Here is a 16720-nt window from a genome sequence, read left to right as displayed (position 1 = left end):
AGCCCTTTCGCCCATGGACCGGATCATCTGTTCATCGTTGCTCGCGCACCTTCTTCTACCCCCGAAGGAGAGAGGAAGAAGAGACGAAAGGTCCCCCCCGGCGCGTCGAGGAGATCAAAAAACAGTCGCATCTCCCCGACGACCGGCATTTTGTTTAAGACGGGCTGGTCACTTTGATCGCCAATGCTTCGGTGTAGCGGACATCCACCTGATCGCCAACTTTGATCTTTTCAAGATTAATTTTTGGATCGACGGATAAGGTTCGCGAGTTCCCCTCGGGACCTTTCAATGTCACGGTATGCCCCGCCGGATCGATCGCTTCGACCTTCGCCGTTAGATCAATCGTCCTCACCATCTTACCGGATGGCTTTTCGCCTTTGGGCGCCACCTCGACCATCGCCTTCTCAGTCGGCGGCTTCGGTGCCCCGGTCGGCCTGATGTCGACGGCAACGGCCCGCAGGAAGTCCATTGTCACCTTGTCTCCGATCTTGATCTGGTCAAAGTTTTTCGCCTCGGGCGGCACATTGATCGTCTGGGTCTGGCCGTCGGGGGTTTGAAGGGTTACCAGACGGGCCGCCTTGTCGATCTCTTTGACCTCCGCCGTCACCGTGGTTTTCTCGGCCATCACCACGTCTCTTTTGCCGGCGCCCATATCCTCCTCTCCCGGTTCTTCGGAGGCGAGGGAGATTCCGCCGAACAGAAGGGTCAACCCGAGCAGAACCATCGAAAATATCGATATTCTATTGATCGTTTTCATTCTTCTTTCCTCCTTGATAAAGGGCGGGACGCTGATTGTGTAACGCCCCGCGTGATTGAACACGCACGCGCGTCGCATTCCCCGCCCCCTGGGGGCGAGGGTTAGATGCGCGAATACAAATAGATTTTCTCCTTTCGGGTCGAAGATGGCTTCGCGATGTGAGCAGAAGTACTTCGTACCCGATTTATAACTGCACATTCCCCGCTGCTTGCGGCGGGGAGCTTCAATTTTTTTATGTTCGGTGCTCGCTTCATCCGTATCGCCGGATGGCTTCTCCCTCCCTTTCCCGCGCGCCGGCCAGCCGGCCCCGCTTCCGCCAATTCATATAAGGAAAGACGACAAGCGTGCCGATGATCAGGTAGAGGAGGATCGCGGCCGGGGCCAGGGTCTCATTCGGGAAGTTCACGCGGGCAACGGCGAGTGCGACCGCCGGATGGCGCAACGCCGCGGCGAGCGCCAAGCCGCTCCGGTCGTCCGGATCGGGGCCGCCGAGGAGATGTCCCGTTGCAAGCCCCGCGGCGACGAATACCGCGAGGGAGAGCAGCGTTCCGTTGCCGATCAGCAAGATCATCCCTCCCCCCGATTCGATCAGGATCGGAATGAGCCCGATGAGAACCAGGACGGCGCCCAGCACAAAAACCGGCTTTTCGCTCCGGTCAGCTCCTTCGGGGGCCCACAGCCGCACCGCCATCCCGGCGCCGAGCGGCGCGAGAACGGTGAGGATGACGATGCTTGCAACAGCGGAGGGGGCGACCCGGGTATCGATGCCGATCGCGCGCCCCCAAACGGAGCCTGAAAGGGGGACGAGCGCCACAGAGAGAAGCGATACCGCCGTGAACAGCCCGTATACCGACGATCCGCGGGCGCCGAGCGTTATCAGCTTCCGCGGGAGAAGGGGGAAAACCGGCGACACCGACAGCAACAGCAACGCAATCTTCACGGCCGGGGTGAGCGGAAAGGCCGCGACCAGCGCCGCCGCGAAGAGAGGCATCACGACGTACATGGCGAACAAGGAGCGCAGGAGCGGCCCCGGCCGCCGGAAGAGAGACGCCGCATCCCGCCAGGTCGCCTTCAACCCGAAAGCAAAGACGATCAGAGAGACGCCCGACAGGATCATCGGCTGTACGATCGCGCCCATCTTCATCAAGCCGCTCCCGAATCCCTGCCGCCCGCCCCGCATTTCACAAGATGGGTCAACCGGGCGCCTCCTCGGCTTCTTCTTGATATTTGATCGCCACACCGACCAGTTGCCGTTCCGGGACCGTCCTCATGTTTCCACCCCACCACGGGTTGACGAAGACGACCGACGGCTGAACGCTGTCATAAACGATGACCACCGCATCGGCGCCGAGCCTGCCCGCTTCCTCACGCAGCTTCTGCTCCACGTCGGAGATCGGCGGCGAGGGCTCGACCGACGCATCGATAATAATCTCGCCCAGCCGCTCGTTCGGCTGCTTCGGCTCTTCGCGTAAGATTTCCACGGCATCCGGATCGCTCCGCGTAAAGCGCGGCGCGCCGGCATACTCGATGATGCTCGATTCGAGCGTGGCGCATGCTTCGAGGATGAAGACAAGCGCCGCCAGCAATAAAAAGATCCCGCCTCGCCCGGCGACGCTGAATCGGAAATGAACATTCTCCCGGAAAAGAGATTGATTTCGCATGGCCCCTCCTTTTCCCTCTTCTGTTTGGTCTTCTCTATCCCAACCACCAGCCCGGCTCTCCCCACACCCCCCAATCGAGGGCGACCCGCTGATCGGGCTTGGCCTCCATCGGCCTTTGATCGGAGAGGCGTCTGTCGAGGGCGAGGCGCCGGTATTCCCGGTAGGTTTCCTCATCGCCGAAATAAATGCACCGGCAGATCGTCGGATCGGCGTAAACGTAATAGGCCTCCCCCATTTGAATCTCGGTGACGAGCCGGTGCGCCGGAAGGATCTCGAGGTTTCGACGCTTTCCCGCATCATCGGCGTGAAGAACCCTGAAGCCGGCGGCGGAGAGAAAACCCTGATCCTGAATGATTCCTTTTTGAGGAGCGGCGCATCCGGTCAACACGCTCCCGAGCAGAAACGCCGCCCCCATCCATTTGATCTTTTTCATCGTCATGATCCTCTTCAACCGGCCAAACGCGGCCCCATCCTCCCTCACGGTCAAGCCGCCTTAGGGAGCCGCGCCCGGCCGAAGGCGTCCATTTTTCCCCAGCGGCCCGGCACGTCGAGAAGCTCCAGCCGGTCGATCGGCGCGGGAATCGCCGGATCGACGATCAGGTGCGCCCCGTCCGATTCGAGCCCCAAGAGGGTCCGGATGAGGAGCAGCGGCGCGCCGGTCGCCCAGGCCTGCGGGCTGCACGCCGTCGGATACTCCACCGGGAACTGCGTCGCCTCCCGCGGATAACCGGCAAACGCCTCGGGGAGGCGATAGTGAAAATAAATCGCCGCCTCCAAGATGCCGAGGGAGAGGCGCGCCGCCTCCGCCTTATACCCGTAGCGGCGCATCCCCCAGGCGATGATCGAAGTGTCGTGCGGCCAGACGGTGCCGACATGGTATCCGATCGGATTGTAGGAGCCTTCCCCTTTGGCCATCGTCCGGATCCCCCAGCCGGTGAAAAGAGCATCGCTCATCAGGTGATCGACACATTGCTTGGCCTTGTCGACGTCGGCGATCCCGCTCCAGAGAAGATGGCCGATGTTCGATGTGAGCGAGTCGACCTTTCTCTTTTTTCCATCGAGCGCCAAGGCGAAGAAGCCCCGCTCCGGAATCCAGAAATCCCGGTTGAACCGCTCTTTTAAGGCCTTCGCCTCATTCAGAAGTTGGTCGGCCCAGGCGGGATCGCCCCAGACCTCGCGGGCGAGACGGGCGGTTCTTATTTTCGCGTCATAGACATACCCCTGGATCTCGCAGGTGGCGCGGGGGAGGGGGGCGAGCGTCCCGTCGGCGAACGCGATCGAATCCCAGGAGTCTTTCCAGCATTGGTTTTCCAGGCCGGTCTCCTTGTTGCGCCGCTCGTATTCGACGTAGCCGTCGCCGTCGCGGTCGCCGAAGTGATCGATCCAGTCGATCGCCCCGCGCGCTTCACGCTCCAACGCGGCGGCAAGCTGCCGATCCCCCGACCACCGCTCGTACTCCTCCAGCAAAATGAGAAAGAGCGGCGTCGCGTCGGCGGAGCCGAAATAAGGCGAATGGGGACGTTCCTCGAAGGCGGTCATCTCGCCGAGGCGCAGCTCGTGTAAAATTTTCCCCGGCTCCTCGTCGCGGAAGGGATCATCGACCCGTCCGTGGAAGAGGGCCAGGAGGCGCAACGTCGCCGCCGAGAGCTCCGGGACGAAGGGGATCGCCTGGAAGCTGGTGATCAGGCTGTCGCGTCCGAAAAGGGACATGAACCAGGGAAGGCCGGCGGCCGGCACTGGCTCGGGGTTCAGGACGGAGCGGAATCGAAGCGCCGCCAGATCGAGCAGGCTTTGCTGATAGGTTCGCCCGAGCGGCTCCCACGAGGCGTCGAGGCGCGGGGCGGACGCCATCCACTCCTTCAGGCTCTCGCCGAGATCGGGCCGCGGCTCAATATCTTTGGGGGTGTACTTCACCTGCGGTCTCTCTTGGCTCCCCGGGTTGATCACGGCAATCACCTCGATCGCGGTGGTCCACATCCCGTGCGCGGGGACCTCAGCGGTGAAGTTGAGCGCTTCCTCTTCCAGGGCGGCGGGAGCGCTGCTTTTGATCCAGGTCTCCCGGACGAAGCGCCCCCGACGGTATCCGAGGACCAGCTTGTCGGCCTCGACACGGCGATAGAACTCCCCCTTCTTCGCCAGCTTGTCTTTGACCTCGAAGAGATCGGCAAAGTCGGACCCCGCTTCGATCCGCACCTGGAGCCGCTTCGGCTCTTTCCCATGGTTGGCGATGATGATCTCTTCCATGAACCCGTCTCCGACCGCGCGGCGGCGGACGAGCGACATGTCCGAATCGACGTAGATCGTCCCGGTGGAGAGGGTGGTGTAAAACTGGGCGCGGAAATAGCGGAGCGTGTCGGTCGAAAGAACGTTCGGCCGGCGGCCGTCGACCGTGAGGACCCAGCGGGAGAGAAAGCGGGTGTCGTTCAGGAAGAGCCCGAAAGTATCGGTGGGGGTCGCCTCAAGATCGCCGCGCAGATCGCTGACGACAAACGCGTTTCCGTCGAGAATGCTGATGGACTGACTCATTTCGCTCCCTCCTTCTTTCGCCCCTCTTTTCGTTCGGCAAACGGAGAGCCCCCCCGCAGGTCGAGCGCGACCCTCAACGCCAGCGCCCGGTCTCCTTGGCCCGCGGCCCGGCCCTGCAGCGTCTCCACGACGGGGTGAACCTCGCCGCGTAGCATCCGCGCGATCTCCGCTTTGGATTCGCAGATCACCACCGCCTCCGCATGATCTCCGCCGGGCGTCAGCTCCACTTCACCCTCTTCGATTCGGAGAAGATACGCCGCGCCTCCCCCCTCCACCTCGAATTTGACCCGTCCCCGAACCCCTTTCAGCGCCGGCATCTTCTTTTTTCCCTTCGGCGCCTGATCGAGCCACCGCTCCAACTCTTCAGTCTTCATGGCATTCTCCTCGTCTGATGTTTTGCGCTTTGAGCTGTTTCATCCTATCCGCTCCTGGGACCTTATTGCCGCGCCATGGCGGCCTTAGGGAATGCCTTCGCCTCGTTCAATTCCATCGGGCGGAGGATGAGTCGGGACTCCACTCCTTATCCATTCTGTTTGTACCACGTATGTCTCTCCCGCTTCCGTCATTTTCCCCACGTCGGCTCCCTCACTACCTCTTTGGAAGGAGACGATTGAACTCGAAACCATCCGCAATCCACAATCCCCGATCCGCAATTCTTTTATCCTCCCCATTCGCCGAGCAGGCGCGCCGATTGGATGAGCGTCAGGTGCGAGAACGCTTGCGGGAAGTTTCCGATCAGACGCCCCGACCTCGGCTCGTACTCTTCGGAGAGAAGGCCGAGGTCGTTGCGCAGCGACAGCAGCCGATCGAAGAGCGCCTCGGCCTCTTTCCGCCGGCCGGAATAGACGTAGGCATCGACCAGCCAGAAGCTGCACGCCAGGAACGCTCCTTCACTTCCGGGGAGGCCGTCTTGCGTCTGATCGGTCTGGTAGCGGAGGACGAAACCGTCGCGCAAGAGATTCCGCTCCACCGCTTGAATGGTTCCCTGGACGCGCGGATCGCTCGCCGGCAAAAACCCGATCTCCGGAATCAGCAGCGCGGTCGCATCGAGCGCGTCGCTGTTGTAGGCTTGCGTAAACGCGTTGAGCCGCGGATTGAACCCATGTTCGAGGATGTCCCGGCGAATGCGGTCCCGAAGGGCGCGGATCGTCGGCAGCATCGCGTGAAGCTCGTCCTCCGGTTTGAGGAACTCTTCGATGTAACGCGCGTAGCGATCGACCGCCACCCATGCCATCAACTTGGAATAGACAAAGTGTTGTCGGCCGCCGCGAACTTCCCAGATGCCGTCGTCGGGCCGCTGCCAGGCGGTGGAGACGAACGCCATCAGTTCGCGCAGCTGCGCGCGCGCCGGACCCTCCGGCATCCCCATGCGGCGCGCCTCATACATCGCTTGGACGACCTCGCCGTAAACGTCGAGCTGGAACTGATCGCTGGCGGCGTTGCCGATTCGGACCGGACGCGACGCTTCATAGCCGGGAAGCCAGGTTGCCTCGAACTCCGTCAACCGGCGCTCCCCGGCGACCCCGTACATGATCTGCGTTTCATCCGGCGCTCCGGCGACCGCGCGCAGAAGCCAGACGCGCCAGGCCATCGCTTCATCGACATAGCCGCCGGCCATCAGCGCCCGGAGGGTGAGGGTGGCGTCGCGCAACCAGCAGAAACGATAATCCCAGTTTCGGACCCCGCCGACCTCCTCGGGAAGACTGGTGGTCGGCGCGGCGATGATCCCCCCGGTCGGGGAGTATGACATCGCCTTGAGAACGATGAGCGAGCGGTCGACGACCTCTTTGTACGCACCGCGATAGCGGGATCGCCCCGACCACTCCTTCCACCATCGTTCGGTTTCGGCGAGCGCCGAGGCGGGCTCGAGCGGGTCGGCGGGAGGGAGATGCGCCGCCTGCCACGACAGGACGAACGGAACACGCTCTCCCTTTTTCACCGTGAACTGGCCGCGCACGTTGTGCTCGGTGCATTCGACGGCGGCCGGCGTGCGAAGAATCAGCGACTCGGGAGCGACCGTCAGCCGAATCCCGCCGTCCGTTTTTTCAATCCAAGGCTTGCTCCGGCCGTAGCCGAAACGGGCGGCCAGCCAGAAATAGACCGGGACGGTTCCTTCAAGCCCTTCGACGATCCGGATCACCGATTGGGCATAAAGCCCGATCGGCATGAAGTCGGTGATGCGAACCGCCCCGCCGTCGCACTCGAAGTCGGTCTCCAAGATCATTGTCCCCGGCCGGTAGCGGCGGCTGTTGCGGCGGACCTCCACTCCCGGATGAATGATCCAGCAGCCGTGCTCGTCGCGGCCGAGGAGCGCCGCCATGCAGGCGTCCGAATCGAAGCGCGGCACGCAGAGCCAATCGATCGACCCGTCGCGCGACACCAGCGCCGCGCCGTACATGTCTCCGATGAAACCATAGTTTTCAATCCGTGACGGCATGATTTCTCCTCCAATCATCTTTGTCTATCACTTAGACTGATCTAAAGAGATCCTCTTAAAACATCCGAAAGACCGCGTCTAACTTCCAGGTGCTGAAATCCGCGGTATACGACGTCTCGTCAAGGTCGAGCCACAGCCTACTGTAACTGGCTCGTAATCCGAACTGGCGGTTGATATCGAACAGAATACCGACGGCGGCATTGTAGCTCAGTGCGTTTTCCGTCTTAGTCGGAACATAGCTGTCGCATATGTACCCATACCACGGATCATACCAACACGCGGTGGAAGAGAGACCGCTCGGGATGTTGGTGTCGAGATGTGTATTGCCGATTCCTCCCGACACAAAAGGAGTAATGTTCTTGTTCAAGAGATGATAAATCCCGTTTAGCGAGATGGTAGACGTGTCCAGGATGTTGTTGTATCTTCTGGTCGATCCGTCGGTCTGTACAATGGTCGCATCGTAGCCCCGTGAGCTCCAGCTAATGGAGCCGTTCAATTGGAAATGATCGTTGAAGTTGTAGCCGAGGCCGAAACCAAAACCATAGTCGTCGTTTATCTCCACGCTTGAGTCACCCCGTCCTTTGATCGTTTCCGACTGCGTATAGTTGAGCGGGAGGAAGATTTCCCAGGACTTGCCCCGGCCGTCCGACCGGTTCGTCATGAACGCGTTCTCCTGCGCCTCGGCCGGGAAGACAGACACCGCGATCCCCGCGCTCATAGAAAACGCCAGAATGAAACTGACAACATCCGCTCTCTTCATCTTTCACCTTTTGTCTGAATGTTAAGCGCGATCGCATCCGGATTCTGATGCTCCTTTGGCTATCTAAAGATCTGTCGTTGAACATTTCTTATTTCGCGGGCAACGATCCCCACAGCTCCGAGAACCCGTTCCACAAGATCTGCACGCCGATGCAGATGAGGATGAAGGCAAAGAGACTCGACAACGCCTCGGAGCCTGCCCGCCCCAACCGGCTTTCGATCCGGTCCGCATATCGGTAGCAGAGATAGATGGCGCCTGAGATGAGAACGCTCGCCGCCAGGGCTCCCAGCATGACCGGCATGTTCCTCGGCAGGATGGCGCCCAACGCAATCGACACGGAAATCGTCCCGGGTCCGGTGGTCACCGGCATCGTCAGCGGATAAAACGCCACGCGGACCCAATCGCCCGCCCCCCCGACCCTCAGGCCGGCGTCGCTCCCCGACCGGCTCTCATTCAGAAGACGCCAGCCGGAGGAGGCGAGCACAATACCCCCCGCCACCCGGAGCACCGGCAACGAGATATCAAAAAACCGGAGAATCACCGTTCCGACATAGTAGGCGGTGTTCACGACCAGGAATGCGTAAAATGCAACCCGTCCGGCAAGGAAGGTCCGCTCGGCTCGACTCGCCCGCCGGGTCATTGCAAGAAAAAGCAACGCCATGCCCGGCGGATTGATCACAGGGAAAAGTGCTGCGAACACACGGCCGAAGCTCTCTAGAAAAACCGCCACCCGCCCCTCCATGCCGTTACAAACGCCATCCGCCACGGCCGGACCACCGCCTCCCATCCCACGTCTGGCACCAGGCTCCTTGCGCCTGCGTTAGAAGTTGTACTTCGCCGAGAACTGGACGCGCGTGTCGTCTCCCTTCTCCCCATTCTTGTTTTCGCGTTGGCCCCAAAGCACTTCGGTCCCCATCAAGACCTCCTTGGTCGGGGACCAGAGGAGGTTTCCCGAGGCGTAGGCCCCGTTGTTGAAGGCGTCGTCTGCCTGCCCATCCGTATTGTCTTGATTCTGTGCGCTGTAGCCGATAGAGCTGCTCCACTGTTCGCTCCAGTAATGATCGTAATAAACAAGCCACCCCAGCAGCGGCACCGCCTCGCCTTCCGTCAGAGCCCCGTTGGGGGCAAGATCGGTGCAGCAGTCATTAAAGTAGGCGGCGATGCCTCTGCCGTAGGCGACCTGGGCCATCAACTTGTTCTTGCCGAAGGTCTTGAGGCTTCCGCTCAGATTGACCCCGCCGCCGAGCTCATGTCCGGAATTCCTTCCGGTCGGGATGGTCGGATTCTGATACCCGAGCCAGCGGCCGATGCCGGCCACCTGGGCATGCCCCCAGGTCTGGTCGACGCGGTACTGCGCGGTGATATCCGGAGCGCGACTCCATGACTCCCATCCTTCCGGCGTGGCCGCGTTCCCCACATCGAGCGCGGAGCCGGGGTTCTCCAGGGCCACCGCGAATTTCTGATGATCGGTTTTCAGCGGCGTCCATCGGAACTGGATGTTCCGGAAGAAGACCATGCCGCCCGGCCCCCAGTAATCGATGGTGTTGGGAAAGACATCCCCGTCCATGAAGAGGCTGTTCGTCTGGCCGGCCAGGAAGGACCCAAGTTCTCCGTACGCGTGGCGCAGGCGGATCGTGGTTTGACCTTCATCCGCGCCGACGCCGAAGAGGTCGAATTCGAATTTTGTCTGCAGCTGGCCGATGTCGGTCGGAAAATCGGCCATGGCGCCGAAGCGGGACTGCCGAACGCTGAAGAGGGTATTCCCGTCCTCCCCGCATCCGGCGTCGGGGGTGAGACCCGAGCAATTCACCGGGATCCTGGAGGGACGTAGGGTCGCCTCCCAATTGGGATCGACGCTGTTGAAGTCATAAATGGCATCCATCTGAACAAAGCCATAAATATCTACCGGCGGCCCTTCGGCCGCTTCCGCGGCGGAGAAAGGGAGGCCTGCGGCGAAGAGGCCGACCGCCAATGCGATCATCATTGCGATTTTTTTTGTCATGGCCTGGCTCCTTAATCGAATTGTTCCGTCATTGATCACGACCGGGGTGATGATCAGCCGCCGAATACATTCGCGCCGAGACGCTGAGCGATGTACTCGATCGCCTTGGCGGAACGGACGCTGTTGCCCGCGTCGTTCACGCGCGGCGAGAAACCGACGATCGCCATTTTCCCGGGCACCACCGCGACGATTCCCCCCCCGACGCCGGTCTTGGCCGGCAATCCCGCCGTGTACGCCCATTCTCCCGATTCGTCATAGAAACCGGCCATCATCATCAGGGCGAGTACCTTCGGAACATGACTCGGGTCGAGGACTTTTTCCTGAGTGATCGGGTTGACGCCGTTGTTCGCCAGCGTCGCCCCCATCACCGCCAGCTGTTTGGCGGTCACCCCGATCGAGCATTGCCGTGTGTAGACGTCGACCGCTTCGATCGGATCGGAATAGATGCGTTCCTCCGCTTCGAGGATGTAGGCGTGCGCCCGGTTGCGCTGGTTGGTGGCCGCCTCGGATTTGTAGACCTCCTCGATCACCTTCAGCTTGGTTCCGGAGAAATGATCGTAAAAATGAAGGATCTTGTTGAAGCGCTCCCCGGCCGACTTCGCCCTAACCATGCTGACCGCAGCGATGGCGCCGGAATTGACCAGCGGATTGGCCGAGATGTCCTCCATGATCTGTGTCGCGAGGATGGAATTGAACTTCTGGCCGGTCGGCTCGACGCCGATCTTCTCCTCGATCGCCTCGTCCCCCTGCTCCTGCATTACGAGCGCCGCCGTGAACGGCTTGGAGACCGATTGGATGGTAAAGGGGTGGTCGACGTCGCCGGCGGTATAGATTTCCCCTTCCGCCGTCACAATCACGACGCCGAACAGATCGGGCGGCACCTTGGCCAGCTCCGGGATATAGTCGGCCGGCTTCCCTTCTTTCACATCCTTGAACTCGGCGTAGGCCTCCTGCACAAGGCGTTTGAGGGTGGCCGAATCGGTGGAGACCTCCCGGGCCATCGCCTGGAACGGTGACATCGGCAACACCGCGACCATGAAGATCATGAGTACAACGGTGCGTCGTAACGATCTTTGGCTTTTCATGGATAGCTCCTTTCATTTTTATCCAAACTGCGAACGCAACAATACGATGAACGTGCCCCACATGGTGAGCAGGATGTTGGCCAGCGCATACGGGACGGTGTAACCGAGGACCGGCGTTTGACTGTCGGCCCTCTCCTGCACCGCGATCAGCGCCGGCGCCACGGTCTGGGTGCCGGCGATGGCGCCGATCAGAAGCACGGGGTGCATCCGCAACACGTATCGACCGAACCAGAAGGCGACGAACAGGGGGATCAGCGTCACCGCCGCCCCGCCGATCAGCAGTTGCGGACCGGCCGCCTGTATCGCGTCGATGAAGATCGGCCCGGCGTGCAGACCGACCACCGCGACGAATCCGGCCAGGCCAAGCTGCGTCATCAGGTTGACCGAGGCGTCGGGGATCTTTCCCATCGCAGGCCTCACCGCGTGCAACCAGCCGAAGACCAGACCGGCCACCAGAACGCCGACGCTGGTCGTCAGCGACAGTTTCAACGTTCCCAGCATCAGGTAAGGAAGGCCGATGAAAGCCCCGAGGACGATGGCGGTCGCCACCAGCATCAGGTTAGTGCTCGCCGTGTGGATTTCGATCTGGCCCATCTCGCGCGCGACACGCTCCACCGTCGGCTGGGGTCCGATGAGTTCAACCACATCCCCGCGATCGAGGACGGTTGCCGGGGAGATCGGGATCTCCTGACCTCCGCGTAGAACGACGCGCACGCCGACCCCGCGGCCCGCCGGCCAGCTCGCCAGCTCGCCGAAGCTCCGTCCCGTGATCTCCCGGTTGGTAATGACGACCCGGGCGACCTGGATCGGAAAATCGAGCAGCTCCGGGTCGTCGACTTCGGGACCGAGGCGGGGCCCGAAGTCGAGGACGAGCTCCCGGCGTCCATAGAGGACCAGGATATCGCCCCGCTCGATCCGCGTGTTCGAATCGACCGGAAGGATCCGGTCGCCGCGGCGCAGCCGCTCGACGAACATTCTTCCGCCCGGCTGGATCACCTCCACCTCGTCGATGTGTTTCCCGATGAATTCGGCGTTTTCGACGCGGTGGGCGCGGAAGGCGAACCGCTGATAGGCCGAGGTGATGTTGGGGGCGGCCCGTTTGATCCCGAGTTTCGATTCGAGCGCCGCCGCCTCGGCCTTGAGATCGATCCCCATCAGGCGCGGCGCAATGGTCGTGAGGAAGACGATCGGAGCGATCACGCCGAAGAGATAGGTCATCGCATCGGCGACGGCGATATGGTTGACGAGCCGCTGCCGCTCGGCCTCCGGCAGCGGTAATGCCATGATCGCATCACTCGCGGTCCCCATCGCGGCCGATTGGGTCAGCCCCCCCGAAAGGAGGCCGGCCGACATGCCGAGATCGAGTTGAAGCAGTCGCGCCATCGTATAGGCGACGGCAAGCCCGACGCCGCAATGCACAACCGTGAAGGCGAGCGAACGGAGGCCGTCCCCTTTCAAGGAACGGAAAAACTGCGGACCGACGGAATAGCCGGTGCCGAACAGGAAGAGCATGAAGAGGACCGTCTTGACCAGACCCGGCACCTCGACATGCACCTGGCCGATCAGCAGCGCCGCAATCAGCGACCCGGTGACCCCTCCCAGACTGAAATTGCCGAACTTCCACGATCCGATCCAGAATCCCAGGCCGATCGCAAGAAACAGCGCGATCTCCGGATTTCCGCGCAACGCTGAAACAAACCATTCGGTCATGGCGGTCGTTTCCTCTTCGACTAAAAGGGTGTTGAAAAAACTCTGAATCCGTCATTCCCGAATGTTTAATCGGGAATCCAGGGCATTAGAATGGCTTCTGGATTCCCGCTTTCGCGGGAATGACGACTTTAAGAGTAACGAACTACTTTTTTACCGCCTTATTAATAGGTGTTGAAAATTTCCTGGAGTTTCTTCGGGTCTTTGGTCTGCGTCAATGCCAACATCAACAGGACCCGCGACTTCTGCGGGTTTAATTCATTCGACGCGATCAGACCGAGCTTGTCGTCGTCGACCTCCATGTTGCGCGCGACGATTCCGCTGCCGGTCCGGGTCGATCGAACCACGGCGACTCCTTTCTTCGCGGCGTCGGACAAACCTTCCAACGCCTCATCGGTCGTATTGCCGTCCCCTACGCCGGCCAGGACGATTCCCTTGACCCCCTTTTGCACCAGAAAATCGATCGAGTCGCGGCCGAAGTTGGCGTAGGAGTAGACCACCTCCACCCGGGGCAAACTCTCGGCCTTTACCCCGTCCACGGAAAATGGGCTCTTCGTGGTGTGGGTCTCATCATTCGGAAGTAAGAAATGGGGCTTGCCTCCGATGAAGATCCCGGCACGGCCCGCATTGGGGGATTCGAATGCGTCGAGTTGGGTGGTGTTTATTTTTTGAACCTCGCGCGCATAGTGGATTTCGTCATTGATGACGATCAGCGGCCCGCGTCCCTTCGCCTCCGGGCTTGCGGCGAGCGCGACCGCCTGGTATAAATTGGCCGGACCGTCCGCGCTGATCGCCGTCGCCGGCCGCATGGAGCCGACCAACACCACCGGCTTTTCGCTCTTCACCACGAGATTGAGAAAGTAGCCGGTCTCTTCCATGGTATCGGTGCCATGGGTGATGACCACCCCCGCCGCATCCCCCTTCAGCACCTCGTTGGTCCGCTGCGCGAGCTTCACCCAGACATCGTTCGTCATCGTCTGGCTGCCGATGTTGGCCACCTGCTCGCCGGTGAGATCGGCGATCTCCTTGATCTCGGGGACCGCCTCGATGAGCTGGTCGACCGAGACCTCGCCGGACTTGTAGCCGGGTTCGCCCTCTTTCGGTTGCACACCGGCAATGGTCCCCCCGGTCGCCAGCAGGACGATCTTCGGCTTGGCGTAGGCGGCGGGGGCCAACGCCAGAAGCAATGCCATCATCGGCAGGAATAATTTGATTGGACGCGTATGATGTCTCATCGGTTGATCCTCCTCTTGTGAACTAGGCGTAATTTTCCGGCCCGTCCAGGGTGGTTCCCTTTTTTGGTTCCTCTCCCCTCTTTCCCTTTTTGCGATCCCCTCCATTCCCTCACGTAGTCCTCGGCCGTCTCCCGGAGGAACTGGCCGATCTTCGGATAGGTCTCCTCCGGGAGGTTGGCGAGGGAGACGCGGACCGACCAGTCGGGCCCTGCAAAGCCGCCGCCGTGCAGCAGCACGACCCCCGACTTTTGCGCCAGGCGGAAGAGAACGTCGATGCATTCGTAGTTGTTCCGGAGAAATTTCACGAAATCGGGGCCATATTCCTTCTCGGCCCAGACCATGAGGTCGAGTTCGGCGTAATAGGAGGCCCGGTTCTCATCGGGGGGGGGTGAGAGACCGACGCCGTCCCAGAGCGCCTTGTACCGCCGACGCACAACCAGCTGGCAGAGCGTTTTGTAGCTGTCGGCCGTGTCGAGGAGCGCGAAGAGGGAGAAAAGAGACATCTGGATCTGTTGGGGAAGCGACAGGCCGGCGGTGTGGTTTAAGGCGACTTGGCGGCTGTCGGCGACCATCCGGTCGATGAACTTCAGTTTCTCCGGCGTCAGCGTGATGCTGCTGTACCGGCGGTTGAGCGCGGCGCGCTCTTTGGCGGAGAGTTTCGCCAGCATCCGGTCGAAGATGTTGTTCTGGTGAATGGCGACGACCCCGAGCCGCCAGCCGGTGGCGCCGAAATGCTTCGAATAGGAATAGACGCCGATGGTGTTCTGCGGCAATTCGGCCATCAACGACCGGAACCCAGGCACGAAGGTGGCGTAAACATCATCGGTGATGATGATCAGGTCGGGTCGTTTGGTTTTCACCAGGTTAACGAGCCGATTCACGCTGCTTGGGCGCATGGCATAGGACGGCGGGTTGCTCGGGTTGACCAGGAAAAAGGCCTTGATCCGCTTGTCCGCGAGCTTGTCGATCTCTGCGTCGGCATACTGCCACGTATGGGTTCCGTCGGGGCGTCTTTCCACACCGGCGTCGATGTTCAGCACTTCGAAGGAATAGCGGTCGAAATGCGGGATCTCGATGTACGGTGTGAAGGTGGGGACCCCGAGCGCGATCGTGTCTCCCTGGTGCAGGAGGTGATTGAGCATGAGCGAATCGAAAATGTAACACATCGCGGCCGTCCCCCCCTCGACGGCGAAAAGGTCGTACCGTCCCGCGGGGGGCTTTCCGGCGCAGAGCTCACGGACGAGGTACTCGTGCACGATCCGCTCGGTGCAGCGCAGCATCCGATCCGGCACCGGATACATGCAGCCGATGATCCCCTCGGACAATTCATGCGCGAAAGTGTCCGGATCAAACTTCAGCGTTTTGATCCCATGGTTGAACGCGTCGCTAAGAAGCGTGGCGCCGGGGGCGTCTTTGTGGGTTTCGAGAAACGAGGCAAAGCGCGTCGCGGCCCCTTTCTTTTGCGGCATCCGGCCGGCATCGGGGAGGTCGATCTCGCGCCGCGACTCTTCAATTCCAAATTGGAGCAAGGTTCCAAAGGCTTCCCGCGGCGTGGTGCAGAGCCAGTTCGGATTGCCCCGTCCGGCGTTCAGCATCTGGATATCGCTTTCTTTTTCGTTCTCGGCGGCGAGCGAAATGAGGGTGTCTTTGAGCTCAAAGGGACTCAGCTTGAGCAATGCCCGTTGCTCCGCACGGGAGGCGGTTGGGTTTGATCTTTTGGCGGCCATGGTTTGGTTCTCCTTTATTTTGGGCATTACGTCATCCACAGGACGTTACATTCAGCAGAACGTTCCCCGGCCCACCGTTCCGACCGTGAGAATCCAAATCCTTCTCAGCCTTTGCCTGATCGAGCGCGCGGGCGTCTCCGCCGGTAGCTGCCACTGATCGGCCACCCCACAAGGATGGTTCGGGCGCCGATCAGTGGAACGACCGGCCGCTTCCCGGCGAGAACTAGAACGTGTACGAGACGCCGGCCGACGCAAAGCCGATATCCACCCCCTCGAGGGTGAAGAGTTCGTACTCGGCCCGGATCGCAAACGAGAGTAATTGAAACTGCAGGCCCAGGCCGTAGGCGGGGTCGGTGCCCGAATCGTCCGCCGATTGCGCGAGGACGGACGATTCGCGGTCCCAATAAATGGCCCCCGCCTTTCCAAACAAGGAAACCGGGCCGAGATTGAGCCCGACGAGCCCGAACGCATCCCAGCCGGTCACGCTCGTTTCAGCATTCCCGCCGAGCAGCCTTTCCTCTCCGGTTCCGAAGTCGACATAGGATCCCTCAACGGCGAGATTGACCAAGGGGACGATGCCGAAGTTGTAGCCGAGAAAGATCTTGTAGGCCAAGTCGTCATCGTCGTATTCGACGTCTCCGTCCGAAACGTCCAGGCCCGCCGAGCCGAGCGATCCGCCGAGGTATAAACCGGTTTCACCGCCTGCCCACGCGGTGCTCGATAACAACAGAAAAAGAAGGGCAAAACCAGGAACGGTCAGTTTTTTCATCACATTCTCCTCCCTGTTTGTAGACGTTTTGAAAATTTTGGCGGCCATGATTGC

The 16720-nt window shown here is 61.0% G+C and carries 15 protein-coding genes; all 15 read right to left on the bottom strand.

Annotated features, from left to right (window positions below; all coding sequences use genetic code 11):
• Positions 1-154 precede the first annotated feature (154 nt).
• Positions 155-757, bottom strand: a complete 603-nt coding sequence (locus tag MCM46_18460; protein ID MCG3113791.1) for a hypothetical protein — start codon at positions 755-757, stop codon at positions 155-157.
• 250 nt (positions 758-1007) lie between these two features.
• Complete coding sequence (locus tag MCM46_18455; GenBank protein MCG3113790.1) at positions 1008-1901, bottom strand: hypothetical protein; 894 nt, start codon at positions 1899-1901, stop codon at positions 1008-1010.
• A 49-nt stretch (positions 1902-1950) separates the two neighbouring features.
• Positions 1951-2418: a hypothetical protein gene (locus MCM46_18450; protein ID MCG3113789.1), complete on the bottom strand. Its 468-nt coding sequence runs from the start codon at positions 2416-2418 to the stop codon at positions 1951-1953.
• Positions 2419-2452: 34 nt separating this feature from the next.
• Positions 2453-2851, bottom strand: coding sequence for a hypothetical protein (locus MCM46_18445; GenBank protein MCG3113788.1), 399 nt, complete (start codon positions 2849-2851; stop codon positions 2453-2455).
• Positions 2852-2901: 50 nt separating this feature from the next.
• Positions 2902-4944, bottom strand: a complete 2043-nt coding sequence (locus tag MCM46_18440; protein MCG3113787.1) for a hypothetical protein — start codon at positions 4942-4944, stop codon at positions 2902-2904.
• Positions 4941-5318 (bottom strand): SCP2 sterol-binding domain-containing protein, encoded by a 378-nt coding sequence (locus MCM46_18435; GenBank protein MCG3113786.1) that lies wholly within the window; start codon positions 5316-5318, stop codon positions 4941-4943. Before MCM46_18435 ends, MCM46_18440 begins: the two co-directional genes overlap by 4 nt.
• 284 nt (positions 5319-5602) lie before the next feature.
• Positions 5603-7381 (bottom strand): glycoside hydrolase family 15 protein, encoded by a 1779-nt coding sequence (locus tag MCM46_18430; GenBank protein MCG3113785.1) that lies wholly within the window; start codon positions 7379-7381, stop codon positions 5603-5605.
• Positions 7382-7436: 55 nt separating this feature from the next.
• Positions 7437-8081, bottom strand: a complete 645-nt coding sequence (locus MCM46_18425) for a porin family protein (protein MCG3113784.1) — start codon at positions 8079-8081, stop codon at positions 7437-7439.
• Between the two features lie 148 nt (positions 8082-8229).
• On the bottom strand, positions 8230-8907 hold the full coding sequence (locus MCM46_18420) for an NAAT family transporter (GenBank protein MCG3113783.1): 678 nt from the start codon (positions 8905-8907) through the stop codon (positions 8230-8232).
• Positions 8908-8961: 54 nt separating this feature from the next.
• Positions 8962-10143 (bottom strand): DcaP family trimeric outer membrane transporter, encoded by a 1182-nt coding sequence (locus MCM46_18415; GenBank protein ID MCG3113782.1) that lies wholly within the window; start codon positions 10141-10143, stop codon positions 8962-8964.
• 53 nt (positions 10144-10196) lie between these two features.
• Positions 10197-11228: a glutaminase A gene (gene glsA / locus MCM46_18410; protein MCG3113781.1), complete on the bottom strand. Its 1032-nt coding sequence runs from the start codon at positions 11226-11228 to the stop codon at positions 10197-10199.
• A gap of 18 nt (positions 11229-11246) precedes the next feature.
• On the bottom strand, positions 11247-12938 hold the full coding sequence (gene aspT, locus MCM46_18405) for an aspartate-alanine antiporter (protein ID MCG3113780.1): 1692 nt from the start codon (positions 12936-12938) through the stop codon (positions 11247-11249).
• A gap of 161 nt (positions 12939-13099) precedes the next feature.
• Positions 13100-14170: a type II asparaginase gene (locus tag MCM46_18400; protein ID MCG3113779.1), complete on the bottom strand. Its 1071-nt coding sequence runs from the start codon at positions 14168-14170 to the stop codon at positions 13100-13102.
• The gene (locus tag MCM46_18395) at positions 14167-15897 is read right to left on the bottom strand and encodes a bifunctional aspartate transaminase/aspartate 4-decarboxylase (GenBank protein ID MCG3113778.1); all 1731 of its coding nucleotides are present in this window, start codon (positions 15895-15897) and stop codon (positions 14167-14169) included. Before MCM46_18395 ends, MCM46_18400 begins: the two co-directional genes overlap by 4 nt.
• 223 nt (positions 15898-16120) lie before the next feature.
• Positions 16121-16714: a porin family protein gene (locus MCM46_18390; GenBank protein MCG3113777.1), complete on the bottom strand. Its 594-nt coding sequence runs from the start codon at positions 16712-16714 to the stop codon at positions 16121-16123.
• Positions 16715-16720 lie beyond the last annotated feature (6 nt).

Origin of the sequence: Candidatus Manganitrophus morganii, assembly GCA_021651055.1 — a bacterium.
GTDB classification, from domain to species: Bacteria; Nitrospirota; Nitrospiria; order SBBL01; family Manganitrophaceae; genus Manganitrophus; species Manganitrophus morganii.
Note: the sequence above shows the minus strand (reverse complement) of the source record. Positions and strands in the feature narration are given on the sequence as shown.

Coding starts and splice junctions, on each gene's coding strand:
- MCM46_18400 (MCG3113779.1), bottom strand. CDS start 14,170: ATGAGACATCATACGCGTCCAATCAAATTATTCCTGCCGATGATGGCA.
- MCM46_18455 (MCG3113790.1), bottom strand. CDS start 1,901: ATGAAGATGGGCGCGATCGTACAGCCGATGATCCTGTCGGGCGTCTCT.
- glsA (MCG3113781.1), bottom strand. CDS start 11,228: ATGAAAAGCCAAAGATCGTTACGACGCACCGTTGTACTCATGATCTTC.
- MCM46_18430 (MCG3113785.1), bottom strand. CDS start 7,381: ATGCCGTCACGGATTGAAAACTATGGTTTCATCGGAGACATGTACGGC.
- MCM46_18390 (MCG3113777.1), bottom strand. CDS start 16,714: ATGGCCGCCAAAATTTTCAAAACGTCTACAAACAGGGAGGAGAATGTG.
- MCM46_18415 (MCG3113782.1), bottom strand. CDS start 10,143: ATGACAAAAAAAATCGCAATGATGATCGCATTGGCGGTCGGCCTCTTC.
- MCM46_18450 (MCG3113789.1), bottom strand. CDS start 2,418: ATGCGAAATCAATCTCTTTTCCGGGAGAATGTTCATTTCCGATTCAGC.
- MCM46_18435 (MCG3113786.1), bottom strand. CDS start 5,318: ATGAAGACTGAAGAGTTGGAGCGGTGGCTCGATCAGGCGCCGAAGGGA.
- MCM46_18445 (MCG3113788.1), bottom strand. CDS start 2,851: ATGAAAAAGATCAAATGGATGGGGGCGGCGTTTCTGCTCGGGAGCGTG.
- MCM46_18440 (MCG3113787.1), bottom strand. CDS start 4,944: ATGAGTCAGTCCATCAGCATTCTCGACGGAAACGCGTTTGTCGTCAGC.
- MCM46_18460 (MCG3113791.1), bottom strand. CDS start 757: ATGAAAACGATCAATAGAATATCGATATTTTCGATGGTTCTGCTCGGG.
- aspT (MCG3113780.1), bottom strand. CDS start 12,938: ATGACCGAATGGTTTGTTTCAGCGTTGCGCGGAAATCCGGAGATCGCG.
- MCM46_18395 (MCG3113778.1), bottom strand. CDS start 15,897: ATGGCCGCCAAAAGATCAAACCCAACCGCCTCCCGTGCGGAGCAACGG.